This is a genomic window from Pelotomaculum propionicicum, from assembly GCF_004369225.1.
Classification (GTDB): domain Bacteria; phylum Bacillota; class Desulfotomaculia; order Desulfotomaculales; family Pelotomaculaceae; genus Pelotomaculum_B; species Pelotomaculum_B propionicicum.
Genome location: NZ_QFFZ01000004.1, coordinates 1 through 23,399 on the forward strand (window position 1 = coordinate 1; position 23,399 = coordinate 23,399).

The following is a 23,399-nucleotide window of genomic DNA, read 5'->3' on the forward strand; positions in this document are numbered from 1 at the left end:
CAAGCCTCGGACATTTTAGCAATATCATTACAATCTGCTTAAAAAATCAATTTTTTAAACCAAGGGATAAGTATGTCCTTTTTTAGGCTTACTCCTTCAGTTGTGTAATTGAATTGTTTTCACGCTAACTCTATCATGAAGATATTGGACGAAGTCGCCGACCTGGCCTGGGAAAAAGGAAATAGCCCGGCGGCTTCACTTTTAAAAGAAAGCAAAGCGAGACTGGCGCAGGAAGATTTTACTTTAGTTATACTTGGTGAATTCAAACGTGGCAAATCGACTCTTATAAATGCCCTCTTGAGGGGCCAATTACTGCCCACCGCTATTGTGCCCTTGACCGCTATTCCGACTATAATTCAATATGGAAGACAGCTAAAAGTGAATGTAATTACTCTGGACGGAACGAGAAAAGAAATCCCAATCTATGAAATTGGAGGTTACGTTACTGAAAGGGAAAATCCCAAAAATGTAAAAAGGATTAGGGAGGTTTTGATCAGCTACCCCTCGGAATTGTTGAAACAAGGCGTCATACTGGTTGACACTCCCGGCGTCGGGTCAGTTTACCAGCACAACACCAACGCCGCCTATGCCTACCTTCCTTATTGCGACGCCGCTATCTTTATGATCTCCATCGATGCCCCGCTGGGCAAAAACGAAATAGACTATTTGAAGGACATTTTACAATATACAAACAAACTATTTTTTGTTTTAAATAAAATCGATATCGCTACGGCGGAAGATGTTAACGAAGCCCTGGAATATACTAGAAAAACCTTACGAGAAGAACTTGGTGATGGCGCATATAACATGATCCCCTTATCGGCGCGGCAGGCTCTGCTTGCCAGAACCGGCAAGGGTGAGTCCATTATGGCGGACACCAGCGGGATAAAAAAATTGGAAGAAGTATTGGGAAGCTTTATCCGGAACGAAAAGGGCCGCCTGATCCTGGAGGCCGCCGCCGCCAGAGCACTACGGGCAATTAACGAACTGGAAATGGAACTCCTGCTATGGCGAAAGGCTATGGAAAGCTCGTTCCGGGATTTGGATGAGAAAATTGTTCTTTTAACTGCCGAGCTGGATAAGCTGGAGCGTGAACGGGAAGATTCGATCTATCTCCTTTACCGCGAGGTAGACCGTATAAGTGATATGACAGGGGAAGATCTCAATGAATTCCGGCAGGCTAAAACATGTGAAATACTAGGCTGGTTAGAGGATTTTTACAAAAAAGAATCGCCTGGAAAGTCCGCAAAAGAGCTAAACTCTGCCTATAACGGCTTTATCAAGGACCTGATTGAAATGGTTTTAGATGAAAAGCGCATTGAACAGAGCACAAAGGTACGGGAAGAGTTTAAAACCGTCGCTTACAGATTCCTTAACCGCATTGAAGAAATCGTGGACAGGATGCTTTCCGTTTCCGCCGAGATTTTTGAAATTCCTCTTGAAAAATCAGCATCCAAAGAATACATCCTGGGAGCAAAAAAATTCTCTTTCCACTTTGCTGAGCACCCGTCATTCATACCCTCCCTGGAAACGCTGACAACTTTCGGCCTGCTTCCCAAAGCGCTGATCGGCGCCCAACTCTTCAAGAACGCCAAAGGTAAACTAATTGAGCTTTTTGACCGGAACTGCGGCCGGTTGCGCTCTGATCTGGTGGACAGCTTAAAGGAAGGTGCGCGGGATCTGGCCGGCGAAATCAGGTTACGGGCCGACGCAGTATCCCAGGGCCTGCGCTCTGCTTTGCAGAAAGCCTTAAATGAGGCAAGCATGAACGAGGAGGAGCGCGTTGATAAGGAAGTAAAGTGGCAAAAAGAATATAATGAACTGCTTCAAATGAAGGAAACCTTAAAGCAGTTCATTGCTTCCCTGTAATATTTTACGCGGTTGATGGAGGTTTAAAGGTTGGTCTCCTCAGTAATCGCGTTTTAAATTTTACTCGGCAAACAAAAGAAATTGTTCCGCCGGCAGTGATATTACTACCTTTTGGCCGACGGAAAGTTCGGACACCTGTCCTAAGCTGTCGGTTGCAATTTCAGCTTCCAAAAGACATTTGCCATCCCCGTTGTCTGGTTGAAGTAACAAAATCAAACCTTTCCTTTTCTGGTATAGCTGCTTTACCGTACAAGCAGCTTGATTGAGAGCGGGCAGCTCCCTAGCGTTATCCATAGTTACATCTGTCTCAACGATAATGTTTTCAGCCCGTATCCCGACGGTAACAGAGGTTTTTGGGAGGAGCCGCGTCCAATCGCTGTTGTTGGCCTGCAGAACTATACCCAGGCCGGGACAAAACAGTGCCAAACTATCACTCTTATGAGCAACTACTTCTGCGGGAAACAAGTTTTGCACACCAAAAAATTTGGCTGTTTCCACGTTGGCCGGACAGCTATATACTTGCTGTTTTTCGCTGGATTGGACCACTACGCCACGGGCAATAAAAGTGACCGAATCAGCAAGTAAGAAAGCCTCCTCCATATCGTGGGTTACAATGAGAATAGTTATACCGTACTGCTGCTGTAATGTTTTCAGCAATAACCACAGTTCTTTGCGCATGGCCTCGTGCAGCGCTGAAAACGGTTCATCCAACAACAGCAGTTTATTACCTGGAACCAGCGCCCTGGCTAAAGCGGTGCGCTGGCGCTCACCGCCGCTTAAATTCTGAATGGAACGGTCTAAAAGGTGCCCAATTCCCAAATAGTGAGTTAGTTTTTCCACATCGCTGCGCTTATCCGGCGCATGGTGTTTCCGCATCCTCAGTCCATACTCAATATTCTCCCGTACATTCATATGGGGAAAGAGGGCCAGGTCCTGAGGCACATAGGCCAGTTCCCTTTGTTCCGGCGGCAGTACGGTAATGTCCCGGTTAAGCCAGTTAATGCTGCCGGCTTGAGCTTTGCGCAGTCCGGCAACTGTCTCCAAGACAAGGGTCTTCCCGCTTCCGGTCGCCCCCACCAGGGCGTGGCAACTCCCCGTCGGTACAGAAAAACTTATCTGATTGACTTGAAAGCTACCGGCTTTTAGACACAACCCCTTAATTTCCAGCATAAATTCCCCTCTTTGCAATGAGCCTGGCCGCATACAATACGCTGATCCCGATAAAGAGCAATATGCCGATGCAAACAACAGCGCCTTTGATATCCGATATGGCCAGCCGCATATAGATGGCGACCGGCATGGTTTCCGTGCGCATGGCCATTGTGCCGGCAATTGTTATAGTAGCGCCGAATTCTCCGATTGCTTTCGCCCAGGTAAGGATGGCAGCGGCGAAAATGCCGCGGCGGCAAAGCGGCAGCGTTGTAGTACGAAAAGCTGCAAAAGTCGAGGCGCCCAGCGTCCTGGCTACTGCCTCGTAACGTGGCGGTATTTCATCCAAAGCGGATTTGACCAGGCGCGCTGCCACACCGGCTACGGTTACAAACTGGGCCAGCACGATGCCATAGACGGTAAACACAAATTGTTGGAAGTTAGTTTGTATCCACTCCCCCAGGGGAGTGTTGAAAAATATCAGCAGCATGGCGCCAATGGCTGCAGGTGAAACAATCATCGGCAATTCCAGCAAGGTGTCAAGCAAAGTTTTGCCGAAAAAATCGTAGCGCGAAAGGGCGTAAGCCGTCGGCACGGCCAACAGCATGGCCAGTCCCATGGCTATTGTCGCAGCCATTATACTTAACCGGATCGAGAACAGCATCCGTTCCGATAACAGCACTTCCCAGAAACGCTCCCCGGAAAAGAAATATGCCAGTGACGCCATTAATAAAAAATACATGAGAAAGGTAGTGAAAGCTGCTGCCAGGCAAAATTGTTTTAGTTTCACTACTTTAACCACTCTTTAGGCAGGGTGTATTCTCCACCGACCGGCCTGTCTTCACCAATGTAGTCAACCGCTTCGGCGGGCTCCATAAAGTATTGGTATTTCTTAAAGGCAGTCTTGCCGTCTTCCGACTGCAGGAAATCAATAAACTGCTGGGCCAGTTCCCGGTTTTCAGTAAATTTAGATACGGCGATCGGAATGTAGCCGATACGGATAATCTCAGACGGTTTCAGCTTTACGGTTTCAATTTTCTCCGGGTCCCAATACTGGAATACGCTCCACCCGATAACCGCGTCCACAGTCTTTAATGATATGGCGGTAGCTGTTTTTTCACAGCTTTCGGTATAATTAACTATATTATTCCGAAAGGCTTGCTTCTCTTCAGGCGTAAAGGCATTTTCAATAATCTCCACGGCGTACAGTCCCACACACACACCTTCGGGATTGGCGATGGCCACTTTAATGCCCGGCTGGGTCAAGTCTTTCAGCGATTTAATGTTTTTAGGATTTCCTTTCTGTACATTGATGGAATTAACAAGGTAAACAATTTTTTGTTCGGTTTCCGGGTACACGACGCCATCCTTTTTAGCTGTCTCCATAAAGTCAGAAGAACCGGGGAAATACAAATCGCCTTTTTTGCCCAGTTTCATTTGCGTCAGCACATAGCCTGAGCCGCCGAATACCATATCGACTTTCACGCCGGTTTTTTGCTCAAAAGCTTTGGCCGCCAGTTCCAGCGGAGGTTGGCTCGCCGCGCCGGCATAGATCATTAGATGTTTTTCGGCAGGTGGCGCGTTGCCGGGTGTTTCATTGGATGCTTGTTTGCCGCCGGAGCAGCCGCTCACTAGGAGAGCTGCCGTGAAAAAAAGCAAAACTATGGCTGTCAGCCGCCGGGAATTTAGTTTTTTCATGTTACTATTCTCCTTTTCTACATAATAAACCTTGCTAACATTTTAAATTAATCACACCTACCGCAGCTTGCTTCAGGACAGAACCGGTTTATTCCCAGCAACGCGGCAGCGCCGGCGCCGGTCGTGCCGAACAGGACAAGCGGTATGGGGGCGTTGTACAAGGTGTCTATTGTAGCGTTGCAAATGGTGCTGCCGGTGGCGAAGATAACATCACTCGTCTCGATATACTTGTCCAGGTCGACGGCGCCGTCCCTGATCAGGACCCCGTTTTTAGTCTGGCCTATATTGGCCGGATCCAGGTCAAGAACAATTAAAGAGGAGAAGGCGCCAGCTATACGGGCAAGGTGGATCATAGTGTTCACTGCCGTAATGAAGGACCGGAGTTATGCGCCCGTCAGGCAGTTGAGTATTTTCAAAAAAACGCTATCTCCTCCTGTCAAACCAGTCTATAACTAACTAAATAAATATCATATTGGATCAAGAATATCCCAATTCACTTATTAAAGCTCCCCTTGGAAATCAACTTAACTCAACTTAACACAACTTATCAATATTTACTATCATTATAAATTGGGTTATAATGATAAGCAAGTATAATATAATAGTAATTACGACAAATTTTTATCCGGCTGTTAACTGATTGAACCCGCAGGATGTCGGTAGAGAGGGGAAGAGGCTTTTGCGTTTATTGTCATCATTTTCAATCGGCGCTCTTATTGGCGTCTTAGGAGGGCTTATAGGGTTGGGGGGGGCAGAATTCCGCCTGCCCGTGCTGGTCGGTGTGTTTAAGTTCAAAACCATCCATGCGATCATGATCAATCTGGTCGTCAGCCTGGTCACGGTCTGTTTTTCCTTTTTGTTTCGTTCATCCATCGTTCCTTACAGTCAGGTTTGGGGACAAACACCGGTCATTCTCAATTTATTGGCCGGTTCGTTGCTCGGTTCATATGCGGGCGTGCACTTTGCCACCCGCTTAAACGAAAAAAGCCTGAACCGTCTGGTCATGGTTTTTTTGGTTTCCCTGGGCTTGATGCTGGTATTTCACGGGGTCCTGTTTGACAACATCACATCATTTTCCTTGCACCCCTTAACGCGTGCCATCCTGGGCGCTTTAGCCGGTGTGGTCATCGGCATGTTTAGCAGCATGCTGGGTGTGGCCGGCGGGGAATTAATCATCCCCACGCTGTTGTTTCTATTTGCCGTTGATATAAAATTAGCCGGAAGCTTAAGTCTGGCTATCAGTATCCCAACTATTATCATTGGCCTCACCAGGTATAAGACTCATGAACCATTTAAAGTGGTGCGGCAGGAAGCCAAATTCATCGCCGTCATGGCGGCGGGCTCGATTGTGGGTTCCTTTGCCGGCAGCCACCTCTTACGGGGCATATCGGGCGAAGTTGTAAAGACCTTCCTGGGATTTATTTTACTCACATCGGCGGTCAAACTGTTTTACAGCAAATAAACCAATTTAAACAAAGTATTGCGGAAACTAACTGTGTGAGATATGCTTTAGCCAGTTACCATACTTAATTGAGGTGAACGCTTTATGCCCGACAATATATCCTATACACCGGAGGAAGTTGCTAAAATCCTTAGAATCTCCCGCTTTACAGTCTATGAACTGATTAAGCGAGGCGACCTTGTCGCCTACCGCGTAGGTGAGCGTAAAATGCGGATCGAGGCTGCCGATCTTGAACATTATAAAAATAAGACTAAAACGGCGGCGCCAGCTGCGCCGCGGCTGCCTTCGGCTGAGATGGTGGAGAGGCCTCTGTTCAGCAATCAAGAAGGACTCATCATCTGCGGCCAGGACGTTGTCCTGGATATCCTGACCCGTCACCTGGAAAAACAAATGCCGTACGTCCGTTTTCTACGGTATTATGCCGGCAGTGTAGACGGTCTCACGGCGTTATACAGGGGTAGCGCCAACGTGGTCACAACTCACCTTTGGGACGGGGACAACGACGAATACAATGTCCCCTATGTGCGCCGCCTGTTGCCGGGACAGCGGGCGGTCATCATCAACCTGGTGTACCGCATGGAAGGGTTTTACGTAGCGCCGGGCAATCCCAAATTTATCTACGACTGGCCTGATTTAATCCGGCCTGACATTCGGTTTGTAAACCGGGAACGGGGTTCCGGCGCGCGCGTGCTGCTGGATGAAAAACTCCGGCAGGTAGATATGGATCCCTGTCTAATCGCTGGCTACGAACATGAGGAAATGAGCCACCTGGCTGTCGCCAGCTGTGTGGCCAGGGGCGAGGCCGATGTGGGCCTGGGGGTGGAAAAGGCGGCCATGCAGGTATCCAACCTGGATTTTGTCCCCTTGCAGAAAGAACGCTATGATTTGGTATTTCTCCGCCGTGACCTGGACAAACCTCATTTTCAGGCGTTGCTTCACACCTTAAGATCTCCTGAATTCCGGGACGAAGTATCAGGCATGAGTGGTTATGATATCAGCAAAATGGGTGAGCTTATCGCAGAAGTTTAGTTTTTGTCACACTTTCAGATGCAAAACTTTTTTCCTTACCCCGCCAGATAAATGATGGAACAGGATACCCATGACTGTTAGGGCTGAGGAAACAACGAGGATTAAAGCCCATTGCAGCCCGTTTAAAGCAACGGCATGGAAAACCGGCTGATAATATCCCTAGTTCTTTTGCTACGGCACAGGCGGTAAGCTGGTGGTCACCGGTTATCATCACTACTTTTATTCCCGCCCTGCGGCAGGTTCGCACCGCTCCTAACGCTGAAAGCCTGGGAGGATCGATCATGCCGGCTAAACCAAGAAAAACCAGCCCCCGTTCAACAGACTCTTCCGTAAAATTATCGCTTGCGGCAGGCAGCTCCCGGCAGGCAAAAGCCAGCACCCTGAGCGCCTCTCCGGCAAGAGAGGAGTTCTGGGCCAGTATTGCTTCCCTGTCCCTGTCCGACAGGGGTACCGCCAATTCTCCCTTGTATATATGAGTACACAGGTCCAGGACAACATCCGGCGCTCCTTTCACATAAGCTGTTAAGGCTCCCGAAGACTGCCGGCATATCACTGTCATGCGTTTGCGGTCGGAATCAAAGGGTAGTTCGGCTATCCTGGGCTCTTTTACCTCCAGTTGTTCCCGCCAAACCCCGGCTTTTGCGGCCATAACCAAAATTGCCCCTTCTGTGGGATCTCCCATGACTGACCATTCTCTGGATGAGCGACTGCGGACCATGCCTCTAAAAAGCCCCTTGACACTAACTTTACTTCGCTCCAGAACGGCGTTGTTGCAAAATGCGGCCGCTTTCATAAATAATGTGAAATGATTGCCATGCCTGTCCGCTGGGCCGGCAAACTCACCTTTGGGGTTGTAACCTTCTCCTGTAACGTCAAGGGCAGATCCAGCCAGAACAATCTTCCGCACGGTCATTTCATTCTGGGTCAGGGTCCCGGTTTTGTCTGAACAGATCACTGTGGCGCAGCCAAGTGTTTTAACCGCCGGAAGTTTACGAATAATGGCATGCCGCCGGATCATCCGCTGCACTCCAATAGCTAACGATACTGTCACAATGGCCGGCAGGCCTTCAGGTATCGCCGCCACCGCAAGGCTGATTCCGGCCATAAACATCTGGTAAACTTCTTCACCTCTGATTATTCCCATAAACACAACTGCAGCGCAGATAAAAAGGCAAAAAGCCACCAACCACTTACCCAACTGGGCTAAGCGCCGCTGGAGAGGCGTCTCCTCCTGCCCGGCTTCCTGGATCATACCGCAAATCTGGCCCATCTCGGTAGCCATCCCCGTATGTACCACTATACCGCGTCCGCGCCCCCTGGTGACTGCTGTGCCCAGATAAGCCATGTTTCTGGTATCCCCCAGGGAGAGAATTTCTGTTTTAAGAGCCTGTTCCTGCTTTCCTACCGGCGTCGCTTCCCCGGTGAGCGCCGACTCCTCGATACCCAGGTTGACAGTTTGCAGCAGGCGCAAGTTCTGTATGGGCTCAAAAAATGCTTTAAACCAGGCTTTTAGTGCAACAATCCCTACTGTGGCGCACGTAAGATGAGTAACTTTATTCTTGCAGGCAGCATAAAAAAGTGTTACATTAAAAACGGGATGAAGCCCCCTTTGGAAAGATCCGAAACGCTGTTAACGGCTGATGGCTTCTACGAAACAAACGTAGAGACTATCAGCTTTTTTATTGGCGCAGGTTCCAAGGGGGATTTTTCATATTTTGAGTCTTGTCTTAGTTAGCACTAATATTCGAAGGCAAATGCTGTTATGCGTCACCGTTATAGCCCAGGAGGTGTTTTCCATGACCTTCCGCAGTATATTATTTAAAAGAACTGAAGACTGTATAAAAAATGAAACTCTTGAAGCACCAGAGTTTTTTATTGACTTAAACCTTGATCAGATTGTGGACGCCATTACTGCCGGCTGGCAGGAGTATAATCTTAAACCTTTCTTTTATACTTCTTTGAATGACAGCGACGCGATCTATTATCGGCATGAAGTAATGCGGGATCTGGAAAATAAAATACTGTTTGAGCATATAAAATCATTTGCGCAAAGAATGCGCGCAATGCGCGGACATCTTGCCCAAGCAGACAAGCTCCACTATAAATACCAAAAGAAAAGATGGTTTTTGGACGCGGTTGAAACATATTGCGAGGCCGTTAATGGTTTGGTTATCGATCTAACCCTTGTGGATTTAAAATCATCCGGTTTTCTGGCCTTCCGCGAATACATATCAAACTACGTTAAATCCGGAGGTTTTACATTGCTGCTGGCGGAAACAAAAAAGCTTAAAGCAGATTTGTCCGGCATAAAATACTGCCTGCTTATTAAGGACAACAGCATAAAAGTCCGCAAGTATGAATCTGAGATTGACTACAGCGCCGATGTGGAGGAAACATTCGAGAAGTTCAAACAGGGAGCGGCGAGAGATTATAGGGTTAAGTTTTCCAACTATCCGGACATGAACCATGTTGAGGCGGAAGTTCTGTCTATGGTAGCTCAATTGTATCCTGAAATATTCAAGAACCTTGATGACTACTGTGAGAAATGCGTTAATTATCTGGATGAAACCATAGGAGTTTTTGACCGGGAAATACAATTTTATCTCGTCTATTTGGAGTATATAGGAGTACTCAAGCAAGCGGGATTGAAATTTTGTTATCCGCAGATATCAGATAAATGCAAGGAAGTTTATAACTGTGAAGGGTTTGATTTAGCCCTGGCCAAAAAACTGATTAAAGAGAACTTGCCTGTTGTGTGCAATGATTTTTACCTTAAAGACAAGGAGCGCGTATTTGTAGTATCCGGTCCGAACCAGGGCGGCAAAACAACCTTCGCCCGCACTTTCGGGCAGTTGCACTACCTGGCCGGCATAGGCTGTCCCGTTCCTGGCCGGGAAGCGAGGCTTTTTCTGTATGACAAGCTCTTTACACACTTTGAAAAGGAGGAAAATATCAAAAATCTACGCGGCAAACTGCAGGATGACCTGGTCAGAATATACGAAATCCTCAACCAGGCAACTACGAACAGTATCATCATCATGAATGAAATTTTCACTTCCACTACATTAAAAGACGCGGTTTTTTTAAGCAAAAAGGTAATGGAAAAAATAATACAATTGGATTTACTGTGCGTTTGCGTAACGTTCATAGGTGAATTAGCTTCTTTAAGCGGGAAAACCGTAAGCCTGGTCAGCTCGGTAGTACCTGAAAATCCGGCATTGCGAACATACAAAATTTTGAGAGGGCCTGCTGACGGACTTTTGTACGCGATAACCATAGCCGAAAAGCACCGGCTTACATACGACTGCATAAAGGAGCGCATAAATTCATGAAGGCTCATCTTATGTATAAAGACCGTGATTTCGACCTTAAAGGGGAATTACCATCTAATAGACAAGCGCTGACACAGGATCTGGAATTAAGCACGCTGTTCAAAAGTATGGCGCTGGGTGATGATTTTTTATTTGAAGTGGCAAAGAAAGCCGTTTTGTCAGGCTTAAATAATCTGGACACGATATTATACCGTCAAAACATTCTGAAAGATTGTCTAAATAACCCTTCCATTATCAGGGATATCTATGATATTACGATAGAATCAATTGAAAGAAAGAAAAAAACTTATTTTGGCTTTTTCAACAGATATCCCTCCTCAATACTGCATAGCTCAATTGATGTGTTGCAGATCTTCGTGGACATACTCAAAAAACTAAGGATTATCGCTGATGCGCATGCTGACAAATTCGCATCAGAGGGTTTTAGATTGTTTTTCACGATGCTCAAGAAAGAACTTGGTGATGAATACTTTGCCTGTGTCCAAAACCATTTAGAAGAATTGAAATTCCGTAACGGAGTTTTGATCAGCGCTGAATTGGGGGAAGGAAATAAAGGTTCCAATTATATACTTCGCAAACCACAAGGTAAAACACAAGATAAAAAGGAGAGTTGGGTGCAGCGGATCTTTGCCAAAAAACAGCCCGTTTTCACCATTTTTATCAGTGAGCGCGACGAGAGTGGCGCCAGGGCGCTATCGGAGTTGAAGGACAAGGGGATTAACCTGGTGGCTAATGCTCTCTCCCAGTCCGCCGACCATATTCTCAGTTTTTTTAATATGTTGAGGACTGAATTGGCTTTTTATGTTGGCTGTTTGAATTTATATGAGCGGCTTGCCCAAATAGGGGAGCCGGTATCCTTCCCCCTGCCCGTGGACGCCGGCGAACGCAGACATTCTTTTAAGGGGCTATATGATGTCTGTCTCGCTTTAAGTTTAGAGCAAAAAATTGTCGGCAACGATGTGAATGCCGATGGTAAAGACCTCGTGATGATTACGGGCGCCAACCAGGGCGGCAAATCCACTTTTTTGCGCAGCATAGGCTTAGCTCAATTGATGATGCAGTGCGGTATGTTTGTGCCGGCCGAATCTTTCTCATCCAACATCTGTCAGAACCTCTTCACGCACTACAAACGGGAAGAAGACACAACCATGAACAGCGGTAAACTTGATGAGGAACTCGGCAGAATGAGCGATATTGTAGATAAAATTACACCCAATTCGATGTTGCTATTTAATGAATCATTTGCCGCGACAAACGAAAGGGAAGGCTCGGAGATTGCGCGGCAAATAATTAGCGCATTATTAGAAAGACGCGTCAAGGTGTTCTTTGTTACGCATCTTTATGAATTTGCACATGGGTTTTATGATAAAAAGTTGAAGAACACCTTATTTCTGCGGGCTGAAAGACAAAACGACGGAAGAAGGACTTTTAAATTAGTCGATGGCGAACCATTACAAACCAGCTTTGGAGAAGATTTGTATAATGGGATATTCGGTACGGGCAGTTAAATTAGTTCGTATTGCAAGTAAAAGAGAAGATATATTAAGTTAATTGTTGACTTTAAAAGGCCACCCACATAAAATAATGATATTAAAACTGAAGGTGATGGAGCTCGCCTTGCGCCAAAAATGGCTAATGGCTCCTGTAGAGATGATCTGCGGGAGCTTTTTATTTTTTAAACGGGTTTTTCTTATAAAAGTTCTAACAAGGAGGTTTTTTAAATGAAAGGAAATTCGGTACTGCCAAGTGAACAGGTGACCCAGGGTGTAGCCCGAGCGCCGCACAGATCTCTCTTCTATGCTATGGGCTATACAAAGGAAGATCTACAAAAGCCCCTTATCGGCATTGTCAATGCGTTTAACGAAATAATACCGGGACATATCCACCTGAGGGATTTAGCCCAGGCGGCAAAGCTGGGGGTCTCGGCAGCCGGAGGCACACCAATTGAATTTCCGGTCATCGGCATCTGCGATGGTATCGCCATGAACCACAATGGCATGAAGTATCCCCTGGCCAGCCGGGAACTGATTGCAGATTCAATAGAAACTATGGTCATGGCTCACAAGTTTGACGGTCTCGTTCTTATAGCGGACTGTGACAAGATCGTGCCGGGCATGTTAATGGCGGCGTTAAGGTTGAACATACCATCGGTTTACGTCAGCGGCGGCCCTATGCTCACCGGAAGTTACGCTGGCCAGAAAGCGGACCTTGTAAGACCTCTCTTCGAAGCTGTTGGAGCTTATGCTGCAGGTTCAATCAGCGGACAGGAGTTGGAAGAAATGGAATTGAGCGCCTGCCCTACCTGTGGCAGCTGCGCAGGTCTTTTTACCGCGAATTCCATGAACTGCCTGGCAGAGGCGCTCGGTATAGGCCTGCCTGGTAACGGCACCATTCCGGCGCCATACGGGCAGCGTAAAGCGCTGGCCAAGATTGCAGGCCGGCAGGTCATGCAGTTGGTCAAGGAAAACATCCGACCGAGGGACATCATGACACTGAACGCGTTTCATAACGCAATAGCATTGGACATGGCTATCGGAGGCTCCAGCAACACAGTCCTGCACCTTCTGGCAATTGCCGACGAGGCTGGAGTGCCGCTCAAGCTTGAAGATTTTGATAAAATAAGCGCACGTGTGCCCAATATCTGTAAATTGAGCCCCGGAGGGATACACCGTCTGTTCGATTTATATGTGGCGGGCGGGATTTCTGCCGTCTTAAAGCAACTGGGCGGGCAGGGCCTGCTGCATCTGGAAGAGAAAACGGTGACAGGAAAAACACTTGGTGAGAACATCAGCAAAGCAGAGGTTAGAAACGTGGAAGTAATCCGCCCCATCAGCGATCCCTATACCAAACAGGGCGGCATCGCCATTTTGAGAGGCAACCTGGCACCCGATGGCGCGGTGGTGAAACAATCCGCCGTGGCCAAGGAAATGCTCAAACACACCGGTCCGGCCAGAGTCTTCGATAGTGAAGAAGAAGCTTTTGACGCTATTATGGGCGGTCGTATCAATAAAGGTGACGTAGTGGTAATCCGCTATGAAGGACCAAAGGGAGGCCCGGGCATGCGCGAAATGCTCAGTCCCACATCCGCAATAACCGGGATGGGACTCGACAAGGATGTGGCGCTGCTCACGGACGGACGTTTTTCCGGTGGTACTCGCGGGGCCAGCATAGGCCACATTTCACCGGAGGCGTCGGAAGGCGGCCCCATAGCTTTAGTCCAGGAAGGCGACTTGATTGAAATAAACATTCCGAAACGTACTATAAATGTAAAGATAACTAGAAAAGAATTAGCCGACCGGCGGAAAAACTGGCAACCGCCCGCGCCAAAAGTAACAGGCAAAAGCTATCTGGCCCGCTATGCGGCGCAGGTTACTTCAGCCAGCACCGGGGCTGTTCTCAGAACTCGTGGTTAAAATGGCTTGTCCTCAAAACTAATCCGCCAGTTTAAGCAGGGATTGAGCCATTTAAAAATGAATGGCTCAATCCCACGAAAAAACTAACATCAAAGATCAGGTTCCCGTAAACCAATGTTCCGGAGGCAATTTTTCTATTTTACCAAGAAACACACGCTTACAGTGCAACCGTTTGATAGCTATAATGGAAACAACCAACCAGCTAAAACCGGCCAGGTATGAGCCAAGAACGTCACTGGGGTAATGCACTCCCAGGTAGACTCGGCTTACGCCAATGGTCAGAATTACGAATACAGCCAATATCGCCATTAGGCTCCGCCACTTCCGGGACGGGATGTGTTGGAAAGCAAAAAACAGAAGCATCCCGTAAAAAGCCAAGGTAACCATCGCGTGGCCGCTTGGAAAGCTATATCCCGATTCTTTAATAAGATAAAGGTTAGGGCGGATGCGGTGAAAGCTGATCTTTAACAAGTTATTTAAAAGCACCGCACCTAGAAAGGAAAGGGAAAATCCCTTCAGTTCCCACCAACGCCGCCGCCAAACCAGCACTAACAAGATGGCTGGAAAAGCTAAAAAATAGAATTTAACTGAGCCGAGGGAAGTAAAAAATAACATTATTCTGTCCAGTGAAGGGTTTGCGAGGCCGTGAAAATAACTCAGTAAGTACCAGTCAATGGAACTGAAATTATTTTTGACAACCTCTTTCGCTAATACTACAAATAAAAAAAGCGGCGCAAGTACTAACAACATTTCAGGTAGCCAACCAGCTAACTGCTTTCTCTGTAAAGTTATTTTCATGATGTTGCTCCTTTATGGGTAAGTTATAATGCGGATTTTATTTGTTAAACATCATTCTACCTTTAGAAATAAAAAAAGCAAGTTGACTTCAGCTATTTCATTTAATAAAAAGCTAAAATATAACCATGAAAATTTTTGCTTTATTGACTGCCGGAATTTGAGTAATGTAAAATAACAAAAATGAACAGCGATGGGGCTCGCTTATTAAAATGCCATATCCGGCTGATAGCTCCTACCTTAAACGGTAGGGGCTATCTTTTTTTAAAAATCAAAACATTTTTCAAGGAGGTTGACTAAATGAAAATCACCGACGTAAATGCGAGGGAAATTTTAGATTCACGAGGCAATCCCACTATTGAGGTAGATGTCACGCTCGAAGGCGGTTCCAGTGGCCGGGCGGCAGTGCCCTCTGGCGCCTCCACCGGGACAAGAGAGTCGCTGGAACTTCGCGATCAGGACAAAACACGGTTTATGGGTAAAGGAGTCCTGCAGGCGGTAGACAATGTGAACACTGTGATTGCCCCGGAAATAGTAGGGATGGGCGCCACCGACCAATATGCCATTGACAGCACGCTGATAAACCTTGACGGAACCCCTGATAAAAGCAAGCTGGGGGCAAACGCCATCCTTGGCGTTTCAATCGCCGCCGCCAAGGCCGCCGCCGCATATCTGGGCGTGCCCATCTACCGTTATCTTGGAGGTCTAACGGCAAATGAGATACCTGTACCCATGATGAATGTGCTTAACGGGGGCAAACATGCCGACAACAATATTGATACACAGGAATTTTTGATAGTCCCGGCCGGAGCTCCCAGCTTTAAAGAGTCCTACCGGATGGGGGCGGAGGTATTTCACTCACTGAAAGCCATCCTGAAAAGCAAGGGGAAAAACACAGCCGTGGGTGATGAAGGCGGTTTCGCCCCTAACCTGGACTCAAGTGACGAGGCGCTGCAGACCATTGTCGACGGTATAGAGAAAGCGGGATATATTCCGGGCAAAGATGTTTTCCTGGCCCTCGATCCGGCTGCCAGTGAATTCTTTAAAGACGGACTGTACCACTTCGAGGGTAGCAAGAGAACTTCCGGTGACATGGTTGACTATTATTCCAAGCTTGTCGATAAGTATCCAATCGTTTCAATCGAAGATGGCCTGGCGGAGGACGACTGGGACGGGTGGAAAGAGTTGACCGGCAAGCTTGGCGGGAAAATTCAACTGGTCGGAGACGACATATTTGTTACTAACCCGGAGATTTTCAGAAAAGGGATACAACTGGGAATAGCCAACTCGATTTTAATAAAGCTCAATCAAATAGGCACGATTACCGAAACCCTGCAAACTATGTCAATGGCCAGAAAAGCAGGCTACTCTACTGTCATTTCCCACAGGTCAGGTGAAACCGAAGACACCTTCATAGCTGATTTTTCCGTGGGAACCAGCGCCGGACAAATTAAAACCGGTTCGCTTTCCAGATCCGAAAGAGTGGCAAAATACAACCAGCTGTTGAGGATAGAAGAGTCTTTGAGCGGCTCTGTTTTTCCGGGGATAAGCCTCTATAATAAATAGTGAGGTTTTTTGGAGGTGACAGGATGCTGACAGTTACTATTCCGGGAAAAAGGACACTGGAACTAAAGCATATTGTACTGGACTTTAACGGTACAATGGCCTGCGACGGATACCTAATCCCCGGCGTTAAAGAAAGGCTGAATTTGCTTGCGGAGAAACTGGAGGTGCATATTTTAACGGCGGATACTTTCGGTCTCTGTAAAACCTCGTGCCGGGGTATAAATGGCTGCATTAGTATACTCAGCTCTGAGATAGGAGCGCCGGAAAAAGAAAAATATGTCGAATCACTGGGCACAGAAAGTGTTATAGCGGTAGGCAATGGCGCTAATGACGCCTTAATGCTGTCACGCGCAGCTTTAGGCATAATGATCATGGGGCTGGAGGGTGCAGCCGTTAAAGCCCTGCAAACAGCGGATGTTATTGCCAGGGATATAAACTCCGCCCTGGACATGCTCTTGAATCCCAAAAGGCTTATTGCCACCTTGAGGTTATAGCCTTAAAGGATTAAGGCTAGAGCCTCTGTAACTCTTTGATATTTTCCAATTAATTCATTATCTAAAAAGAATGGTTCAAAATGAAAGCTTATTTAGGAATTGACATTGGTTCTCTCACAACTAAAATTGTTATTCTTAGTGAAACTGGCGAGGTTCTTACCGGCCTTTACCTTCAGACTAAGGGCAGGCCGATAGAATTAATCCAAGAGGGGCTTAGAAAAGTAGCCGACTCCATACCGCCCGGCATGGAAATCGCAGGCGCCGGAACAACCGGTAGTGGCCGCCACCTGGCAGGGGTTATTATAGGCGCTGATGTTATTAAAAATGAGATAACAGCCCACGCAGTGGCGGCGACCATGCTGGTCCCCGGTGTCCAGACAATTTTTGAAATTGGTGGTCAGGACTCAAAGATCATCATCCTGAGAAACGGTATAGTGACTGACTTCGCTATGAATACTGTTTGCGCCGCGGGCACCGGTTCTTTTCTCGACCAGCAGGCGGCGCGTCTAAACATCCCGATCCATGATTTCGGCGAGCTGGCCCTGCAATCTAAAATACCTGTGCGAATAGCAGGGCGCTGTACAGTTTTTGCTGAATCGGACATGATCCACAAGCAGCAAATGGGACACAGCATTCCCGATTTGATTAGAGGTTTATGTGATGCCTTGGTGCGTAATTATCTTAACAACGTTGGAAAAGGCAAAGAGATACTGCCCCCTATAGTTTTCCAAGGGGGCGTCGCCGCCAACGTGGGTATTATAGCTTCATTTGAAAGGGCTCTCGGTATGAGCCTTAACATACCTGAATATTCCGGCGTCATGGGGGCAATCGGCGCTGCGCAGCTGGCCAGGGAGGAAATGGCGGGGCGTGCCGGTACTCGTTTTAAAGGATTTAAAATTAGCGGTCTCTCTTATCACACCGGATGCTTTGAATGTGACGGTTGTTCCAATGTATGCGAAGTGGTGGAGATTTACGAAGAAGAGAAGATTATCGGCCGCTGGGGATCACGCTGTTCAAAGTGGGATATAATTTAAATCATATAGATGCTAAGACAACCAAAAACGGATAGCAATAATATGTTTATTGACTTTACAAGCTCCTCAACTTAAAATGGATAATAAAAATGAAGGCGATGGAGCTCGCCTCGCGCCAAACCTGGCTAATGGCTCCTGTAGGAAGTTTACCTGCAGGGGCTTTTGTTGTTATTCTAACTGTAAATCAAGGTGAATAATGTGTCTGATTTTACTAATTCTTTTTTTAATATCGGCTCTATAGAAAAACTGCTGAATGAAAATCGACGCCCCGCTTGTGTTTATGCTGATGAAAACAAGAAAATGTATCTGAAGTGGTTTAATATTGAGAATTACAACAGCCTCGAAACATTGTTCGCGATATCCCAAAACGGTCTTTGCCGTACACATGGTTGGGAATTATCCCAGTTTGGCAACAAATTAAGTACTCTCAATCAGTTCGTGATTAATAAGAAAACAAATGAACTGGAATCACATTGAACAGCTGGAAAAGATGGCCAGGGATTTAGAGGAATATTTTAGAAAAACCGATTACCGCTTTAAGCAAGAACCTAAAGGTGAAGAACAGCTAGCCTGGTTAAAAAGCTTGAGATTTTATGTCGGAGAGGAATTTTGAGTATTTCCCATAAAAAGTTTTGACCTTAAATAATGCATTTCAAAATGACCTTGCTCACCACATCTTCTACCTCTCAAATGTACCAACAATGATTTTTGATTGCAGATTACCAGCAAAAACAGAAAATCGCTAACTTAACAAAATTCAATCGCATGTAATTAAGTTGGCATGGCTAGTTGGCCTACAAAGCTGCCCGCTCCGTTGATAGTCAGGTCATCCTGGCTGAAGATGGCCGCGTCCGGATCGTCTTCCCCTCCGGCCAGAGTGTAGGCAGCGCCGTCCCGCACCGTGTTGCTGGAGCCCTGCGCCAGGACCACGATTGTCTTTTGGGCCTGTTTGGCGTAAATGGCCGGGCCGTCCGGGCAGTTAATTGAGGCGCCGTTCAGCACCAGCCGCACCACATCATCTTTTCCGGCATCCACCACGATTTGTCCGTCAGCCAGGGTGCCGCTCAGCACATAGGTGCCGCTGTCCGAAATAGTCAGTATACTGCCTTTAGCGGCAGCGCCGGCGCCGGCTGTTGCAATGGAGTTTCCCTGCAAGGTGACTGCAGTGGCAGATGAGGAATCCCAGGTGCTGTCGAGGTCCTCACTGCTGTATTGAACTTCTATAGCGGCTAGTTCTGCTGCCGCCGCGGTGGTGACGACGGCAGTGCTTGCCGTACCGCTGCTTGAGCTGCAGCCGGTCAACCCGCTTATCGCTATCAGGGCTGCCGTCAACAGGGCAGCTAATTTCATAAAGCCCGCAGCTGAATCCATTCTGAATATAATCTGAAATTACTCTGAGAGTCGCCAAAAGAAGTAAATGTTGACAGTGTATTATTTGTAAGATAATATAAGACATATAAAAAATATAAGAAGGTGTAAGTCGTGTATACTGTCAAAATGTCTTCCAGGGGGCAAGTAGTAATACCGGCAGAAGCAAGAAATAACCTTAATATTAAAGAAGGTGATATTCTCTCCTGTTATGTAGAAGAAGGAAAAATCATTATAAAAACCAAATCGGCTAAAATCAAAAAAGGGATTGTTGACGAGACATTCGGCCTATTATCAGATTTGGATTACGATATAAAAGATTATGTTAAACAGCTCCACAAAGATTCCGGAAGAAGGTTGGATGTTCAATGAAAGTAGTTTTCGACACTAGTATTATCATTGATCATTTAAAAGGATTGCCTGAGGCACGGGAGCAATTACGGAATATCGAAAACGGTGTTTTTGAGGGCTTTGTTTCTACAATTACGGTAATGGAGCTGCTCTCTGCTCCCAAAATATCTGAACAGCGTTATGAAGCGATTAGAAATTTACTTGAAGTCTTTGAGCATGTACCTGTAGATAAGAAAGTTGCAATTATTGCGGGTAAGCTATTATCAACATACCGTGCTTCACACGGTATGGACCCTTTGGATGCCCTTATCGCTGCAACGGCTTTGGTTAACGAGGCAGTCTTGTTTACGGTAAACAAAAAACATTTCAGGTTTATTGAGGGTTTAGTTAGTATGAATCCGTATTTAACTGAGGAGGGTTAACAGTTCCTGAACATAGATTTTGTTCTGCTAACCTACTGATGAACACAAAAACCACTCGTCAAAGGATACGGGTGGTTTTTCTTGCATAACTCTACATGAAGTAAATGGTAATATTGTATAGTAAGCTCTTATTTAAAGACAATTATAAAGTTTAATGACAATATATTATTGGTTAGATTTGTAAAAGTTAGGTTAGCAAGATAAAAACGATAAATTTTATCATAACAAGCAGTTCTGAACGGGACGCATAAACAATTAATCCACCTGAAACTTAAAACCGAGAACAGAAAGCCTGTTTTTAGTTTGTCGCTTCAAATCATTATATGTCAAATAATGTTGGAATATTTTGAGAAATATAGCAGGAAAATCTATATTTATGTATAATATTAAGATTTAAAGTGTAATTGGGAGTGGTAAAAGTAGAAAAGTTTCTATTATTTCTTTTACAAGGTATTCCTGAGTCGTCCGGGGTTATTGCTTTAAGTCTTGCCCTGGCTAAAGTGCCGCTGCGCTGGGGGCGGATTATAGCTGCGGGAACGGTAATAGCGGTGATTGCTTTCTGCATAAGGACATCGTCTTTTGCCGCAGGCCTGCATACTGTAGCCATCCTGTTGCTTAATGTTATTATAATGACGATCGCCACTCGCATTCCACCTACGAAAGCTTTTGTTGTTGCCTTGATAAGTTCTATTATTCTTGCATTCCTGGAATTGATTATTAATGAGATTCTCTTATCTCTGTTGAAATTCGAACTGCAACAAGTAATTGAAAATGATATGCTGTGGACTTTATTAGGACTGCCCCAGGCTGTAATGATAATTTTTATCGCCTTACTAACTGCACGGTTAATGACACCCAGAGAGGATATGTGGAAAATATGAGTTGCCTCAATATCTATGTCATTTGTGGATAAGATAAAAATCCAAAAAAGGGGGGTGATTGAGGTGAAAAAAATATATGCCAGGTTGTTTGTTTTTACAACCGCGTTATTGCTGCTCCTGGCAAACGTCGCATCGGCTTCAGCATGCGTGTGGTCCCATTACCAGCCGGAAGTACCGGTGTCACTGAGGAAATAGTTGGCTTTTAGGGGTGGATAAACCACCCCTTGCCATGTGAGGTGATAGTTTGAACTATAACATAAGCAGAAAGACGGAATTGTACGAATATGTTACCACTACCCATATACTATGTATTATCGTTGCCGTATGCGCTTTGATTCTTAGCAATAAAGTTATTCCTTATAGAAACTACTATCCTTTAATAAATTTTAGGTTTTTCGCTTTAGTTTGTTTATTGGGGTTTGTGGCTGTTTTGTTGTATAACTCAAAAAAAATCCTGTTGTCTAAGAACCCCGCATCTTTTACCTTGTTAGATTTGGTTTACATAATGATTTCATTCCTGATGGTAATAGCTACTGTATATATAATTGGAGATAAGGTCCCTTATATCTACGCGGTTCTAATACTACCTATTATAATTACCGCCTCAAGCATCGGTAAAACGGCAAGTCTGCTCGCTGCCACAGTTAGCACTGTATTCCTGGTTGTTTACAATATAATATCAGGAAGGAGTTTTTCAATAGCGGGTGCGTTGGAGTCCAATCTCATTCTGATCATGATTATGTATGTGGTTGGTTGGTTCATCGGCGGGTTGAGGGATATTGAAGCCCAGCACCGGAAACAGCTGGAAACGAACTTTAAAAAGCTTAAAGAGGAAATTAGAAGGCGGGAGCAGGCTGAAGAACAGCTTCGCAAATTATCCAGCGCGCTGGAACAAAGTCCCAGCATCGCCGTTATTACAGATACCGGGGGGAATATCGAGTATGTCAACCGGAAGTTTACCGTGGTAACAGGCTACCTTCCCGGAGAAGTGATTGGTAAGAACATGTTTGAAGAGCAATATGGCCAATTCCCTGAAAAATACAAGGAAATAGTGGACACCGTCAATTCAGGCAAAGAATGGAGGGAGGAGCTTCTCAACAAGAAAAAAAATGGCGAATATTACTGGGAACAAGTCTCAATATCGCCTTTCAGGAATATGGACGGGGAGATTACCAATTTTATTAAAATGGCGGAAGATATAACCCAGCGTAAAAGTACAGATATGGAAATGGCCCGGCTTGACCAGCTGAATCTGGTGGGTGAAATGGCCGCGGGAATCGGCCATGAAATCAGAAACCCCATGACTACCATAAAGGGTTTTCTGCAACTTCTCAGGGAAAGAGACAAATATGTTCAGGAGAGGGAATACTTTGACCTAATGATATCTGAATTAAACCGGGCCAATTCAATCATAACCGAATATTTATCATTAGCAAAAAACAAGGCGGTAGAATTAAAAGAGCAGAATTTAAACGCGATCATTAATAACCTTTTCCCCTTGATTACCGCAGACGCGTTAATTACTGATAAAAATGCCGGGAAGGAGCTTGGAGAGATCCCTGATTTATTCCTTGATGAAAAAGAGATGCGTCAAATGATCTTAAACCTTGTTCGCAACGGGTTGGAAGCTATGCCCCCCGGAGGGAATCTGGTAGTCAAAACCTTTACAGATGGAGACGAGGTGATCATGGCCGTGCAGGATCAGGGTAAAGGAATAAATCCCGAGGTGCTTGAAAAAATCGGCACTCCTTTCTTCACTACCAAAGATGATGGAACGGGTTTAGGTTTGGCGGTATGCTACAGCATCGCGGCCAGGCATAAAGCGAGAATTGAAATTGAGACCGGCCCCCAAGGCACTACATTTTTTATTCGTTTTAATAGAACTGTTAGTAACTAACCTAACTTTCACAGGATGCTGCTGCGATCATCTTATCGTATGCGTATTTAAGAAGCTCAACAAAGATTTCCTCTTTAGACTTGTAATTAGGACTGGCAGCAACAATGAAGGAATTACCGAATTAAAATTAAGTTTTTTTTTATCCATTTTTAGCATAAATAATAATCGTAATTTGTCGAAATAAGTAGTGCTGAACAGTTTTCAGATAATGAGCAGTGGTAGAACTATAACTTTTTAAAGGGCATAAATGGGAGGCAAGTTATGAATAACCGGAAAATGATAGTTATTACCGGGAGCGTTGCATTTGTAATAGTTCTCGTCCTGGCTGGCTCGATCAAATATTTCTTAACGCCCCGGCCCCCGGTCAAGGTTGGCGTCGTGCTTCCATTGACTGGTGATTTTGCAGCCTACGGGAAAATGGGACTAAACGGTGCGCGTATGGCAGTTAATGAAATCAATGAGAATGGGGGCTTACTGGGTGGCAGGAAAATAGAACTCTTTATCGAGGACAACCAAACAGATCCGGGAGTATCAATCACAAAAGCGAGAAAACTGATTCAGGAAGATGATGTGGTTGCGCGGTCAAGTCCCATTTTTCCTGTAAAAACGATCCCACTTTGTAGATAGAGGGTGGTCGAT

Annotated in this window: 23 protein-coding genes and 4 riboswitches; of the genes, 16 read left to right on the top strand and 7 right to left on the bottom strand. The window is 45.8% G+C overall.

Annotation, left to right across the window (positions count from 1 at the left end):
- The first annotated feature begins 135 nt into the window (after positions 1-135).
- Positions 136-1,869, top strand: a complete 1,734-nt coding sequence (locus Pmgp_RS02665) for a dynamin family protein (RefSeq protein ID WP_134212429.1) — start codon at positions 136-138, stop codon at positions 1,867-1,869.
- A 60-nt stretch (positions 1,870-1,929) separates the two neighbouring features.
- On the opposite strand, the gene Pmgp_RS02670 is transcribed toward Pmgp_RS02665, so the two are convergent.
- The 4 genes from Pmgp_RS02670 to Pmgp_RS02685 are packed head-to-tail and all read right to left on the bottom strand — an operon-like array spanning position 1,930 to position 5,069.
- On the bottom strand, positions 1,930-3,039 hold the full coding sequence (locus Pmgp_RS02670) for an ABC transporter ATP-binding protein (protein ID WP_192902746.1): 1,110 nt from the start codon (positions 3,037-3,039) through the stop codon (positions 1,930-1,932).
- The gene (locus Pmgp_RS02675) at positions 3,026-3,808 is read right to left on the bottom strand and encodes an ABC transporter permease (RefSeq protein ID WP_205077925.1); all 783 of its coding nucleotides are present in this window, start codon (positions 3,806-3,808) and stop codon (positions 3,026-3,028) included. Before Pmgp_RS02675 ends, Pmgp_RS02670 begins: the two co-directional genes overlap by 14 nt.
- Positions 3,808-4,716 (bottom strand): molybdate ABC transporter substrate-binding protein, encoded by a 909-nt coding sequence (modA, locus tag Pmgp_RS02680; RefSeq protein WP_134212432.1) that lies wholly within the window; start codon positions 4,714-4,716, stop codon positions 3,808-3,810. Before modA ends, Pmgp_RS02675 begins: the two co-directional genes overlap by 1 nt.
- 47 nt (positions 4,717-4,763) lie before the next feature.
- Entirely contained in the window at positions 4,764-5,069 is a 306-nt protein-coding gene (locus Pmgp_RS02685; protein ID WP_134212553.1) for a Rossmann-like domain-containing protein, read from the bottom strand.
- Between the two features lie 326 nt (positions 5,070-5,395).
- Between Pmgp_RS02685 and Pmgp_RS02690 the strand changes: the two genes are divergently transcribed.
- Both Pmgp_RS02690 and Pmgp_RS02695 read left to right on the top strand, forming a co-directional pair.
- Complete coding sequence (locus Pmgp_RS02690) at positions 5,396-6,178, top strand: sulfite exporter TauE/SafE family protein (RefSeq protein ID WP_134212433.1); 783 nt, start codon at positions 5,396-5,398, stop codon at positions 6,176-6,178.
- 84 nt (positions 6,179-6,262) lie between these two features.
- Positions 6,263-7,207, top strand: a complete 945-nt coding sequence (locus Pmgp_RS02695; protein ID WP_134212434.1) for a helix-turn-helix transcriptional regulator — start codon at positions 6,263-6,265, stop codon at positions 7,205-7,207.
- Here the strand turns inward: Pmgp_RS02695 and Pmgp_RS02700 are convergent.
- The gene (locus Pmgp_RS02700; protein ID WP_427910007.1) at positions 7,191-8,678 is read right to left on the bottom strand and encodes a cation-translocating P-type ATPase; all 1,488 of its coding nucleotides are present in this window, start codon (positions 8,676-8,678) and stop codon (positions 7,191-7,193) included. The two genes, Pmgp_RS02695 and Pmgp_RS02700, sit on opposite strands and share 17 nt — an antisense overlap.
- A gap of 113 nt (positions 8,679-8,791) precedes the next feature.
- Positions 8,792-8,864: riboswitch (Fluoride riboswitch) on the top strand.
- Positions 8,865-9,003: 139 nt separating this feature from the next.
- Here Pmgp_RS02700 and Pmgp_RS02705 point away from each other — a divergent pair.
- The 3 genes from Pmgp_RS02705 to ilvD all read left to right on the top strand — a co-directional run bounded on the left by Pmgp_RS02705 (position 9,004) and on the right by ilvD (position 13,952).
- Positions 9,004-10,539, top strand: a complete 1,536-nt coding sequence (locus tag Pmgp_RS02705) for a MutS-related protein (protein WP_134212436.1) — start codon at positions 9,004-9,006, stop codon at positions 10,537-10,539.
- A gap of 11 nt (positions 10,540-10,550) precedes the next feature.
- Positions 10,551-12,047 carry a MutS-related protein gene (locus Pmgp_RS02710; RefSeq protein ID WP_243119701.1) on the top strand — a complete coding sequence of 499 codons (1,497 nt, stop codon included), beginning with the start codon at positions 10,551-10,553 and terminating at the stop codon, positions 12,045-12,047.
- Between the two features lie 84 nt (positions 12,048-12,131).
- Positions 12,132-12,191, top strand: a riboswitch (Fluoride riboswitch).
- 69 nt (positions 12,192-12,260) lie between these two features.
- Positions 12,261-13,952 (top strand): dihydroxy-acid dehydratase, encoded by a 1,692-nt coding sequence (ilvD, locus tag Pmgp_RS02715; RefSeq protein ID WP_134212438.1) that lies wholly within the window; start codon positions 12,261-12,263, stop codon positions 13,950-13,952.
- Between the two features lie 96 nt (positions 13,953-14,048).
- On the opposite strand, the gene Pmgp_RS02720 is transcribed toward ilvD, so the two are convergent.
- Positions 14,049-14,750: a phosphatase PAP2 family protein gene (locus tag Pmgp_RS02720; protein WP_134212439.1), complete on the bottom strand. Its 702-nt coding sequence runs from the start codon at positions 14,748-14,750 to the stop codon at positions 14,049-14,051.
- Positions 14,751-14,927: 177 nt separating this feature from the next.
- Positions 14,928-14,992, top strand: a riboswitch (Fluoride riboswitch).
- A 55-nt stretch (positions 14,993-15,047) separates the two neighbouring features.
- On the opposite strand from Pmgp_RS02720, the gene eno reads away from it, so the two are divergent.
- The 4 genes from eno (at position 15,048) to Pmgp_RS19615 (ending at position 18,454) form a co-directional block, all read left to right on the top strand.
- The gene (gene eno / locus Pmgp_RS02725; RefSeq protein WP_134212440.1) at positions 15,048-16,313 is read left to right on the top strand and encodes a phosphopyruvate hydratase; all 1,266 of its coding nucleotides are present in this window, start codon (positions 15,048-15,050) and stop codon (positions 16,311-16,313) included.
- 23 nt (positions 16,314-16,336) lie between these two features.
- On the top strand, positions 16,337-16,807 hold the full coding sequence (locus tag Pmgp_RS02730; RefSeq protein ID WP_134212441.1) for an HAD family hydrolase: 471 nt from the start codon (positions 16,337-16,339) through the stop codon (positions 16,805-16,807).
- An 80-nt stretch (positions 16,808-16,887) separates the two neighbouring features.
- Positions 16,888-17,841: an acyl-CoA dehydratase activase gene (locus tag Pmgp_RS02735; protein ID WP_134212442.1), complete on the top strand. Its 954-nt coding sequence runs from the start codon at positions 16,888-16,890 to the stop codon at positions 17,839-17,841.
- An 85-nt stretch (positions 17,842-17,926) separates the two neighbouring features.
- Positions 17,927-17,986: riboswitch (Fluoride riboswitch) on the top strand.
- 312 nt (positions 17,987-18,298) lie between these two features.
- The gene (locus Pmgp_RS19615) at positions 18,299-18,454 is read left to right on the top strand and encodes a hypothetical protein (protein WP_192902747.1); all 156 of its coding nucleotides are present in this window, start codon (positions 18,299-18,301) and stop codon (positions 18,452-18,454) included.
- 158 nt (positions 18,455-18,612) lie between these two features.
- Here the strand turns inward: Pmgp_RS19615 and Pmgp_RS02740 are convergent, their stop codons facing one another.
- Positions 18,613-19,191 (bottom strand): carbohydrate-binding domain-containing protein, encoded by a 579-nt coding sequence (locus Pmgp_RS02740; protein ID WP_243119702.1) that lies wholly within the window; start codon positions 19,189-19,191, stop codon positions 18,613-18,615.
- Between the two features lie 132 nt (positions 19,192-19,323).
- Here Pmgp_RS02740 and Pmgp_RS02745 point away from each other — a divergent pair, with 132 nt between their 5' ends.
- The 6 genes from Pmgp_RS02745 (at position 19,324) to Pmgp_RS02770 (ending at position 23,387) form a co-directional block, all read left to right on the top strand.
- Positions 19,324-19,581, top strand: coding sequence for an AbrB/MazE/SpoVT family DNA-binding domain-containing protein (locus tag Pmgp_RS02745; protein ID WP_134212444.1), 258 nt, complete (start codon positions 19,324-19,326; stop codon positions 19,579-19,581).
- Positions 19,578-19,982 (top strand): type II toxin-antitoxin system VapC family toxin, encoded by a 405-nt coding sequence (locus Pmgp_RS02750; RefSeq protein WP_134212445.1) that lies wholly within the window; start codon positions 19,578-19,580, stop codon positions 19,980-19,982. The genes Pmgp_RS02745 and Pmgp_RS02750 overlap by 4 nt, the downstream gene beginning before the upstream one ends.
- Before the next feature lie 410 nt (positions 19,983-20,392).
- Positions 20,393-20,863, top strand: a complete 471-nt coding sequence (locus Pmgp_RS02755) for a hypothetical protein (protein ID WP_134212446.1) — start codon at positions 20,393-20,395, stop codon at positions 20,861-20,863.
- Between the two features lie 63 nt (positions 20,864-20,926).
- Entirely contained in the window at positions 20,927-21,058 is a 132-nt protein-coding gene (locus Pmgp_RS02760; RefSeq protein ID WP_243119703.1) for a cyclic lactone autoinducer peptide, read from the top strand.
- 514 nt (positions 21,059-21,572) lie between these two features.
- Complete coding sequence (locus tag Pmgp_RS02765; protein ID WP_243119704.1) at positions 21,573-22,760, top strand: ATP-binding protein; 1,188 nt, start codon at positions 21,573-21,575, stop codon at positions 22,758-22,760.
- 261 nt (positions 22,761-23,021) lie between these two features.
- Positions 23,022-23,387, top strand: a complete 366-nt coding sequence (locus Pmgp_RS02770; protein WP_134212449.1) for an ABC transporter substrate-binding protein — start codon at positions 23,022-23,024, stop codon at positions 23,385-23,387.
- Positions 23,388-23,399: the final 12 nt, after the last annotated feature.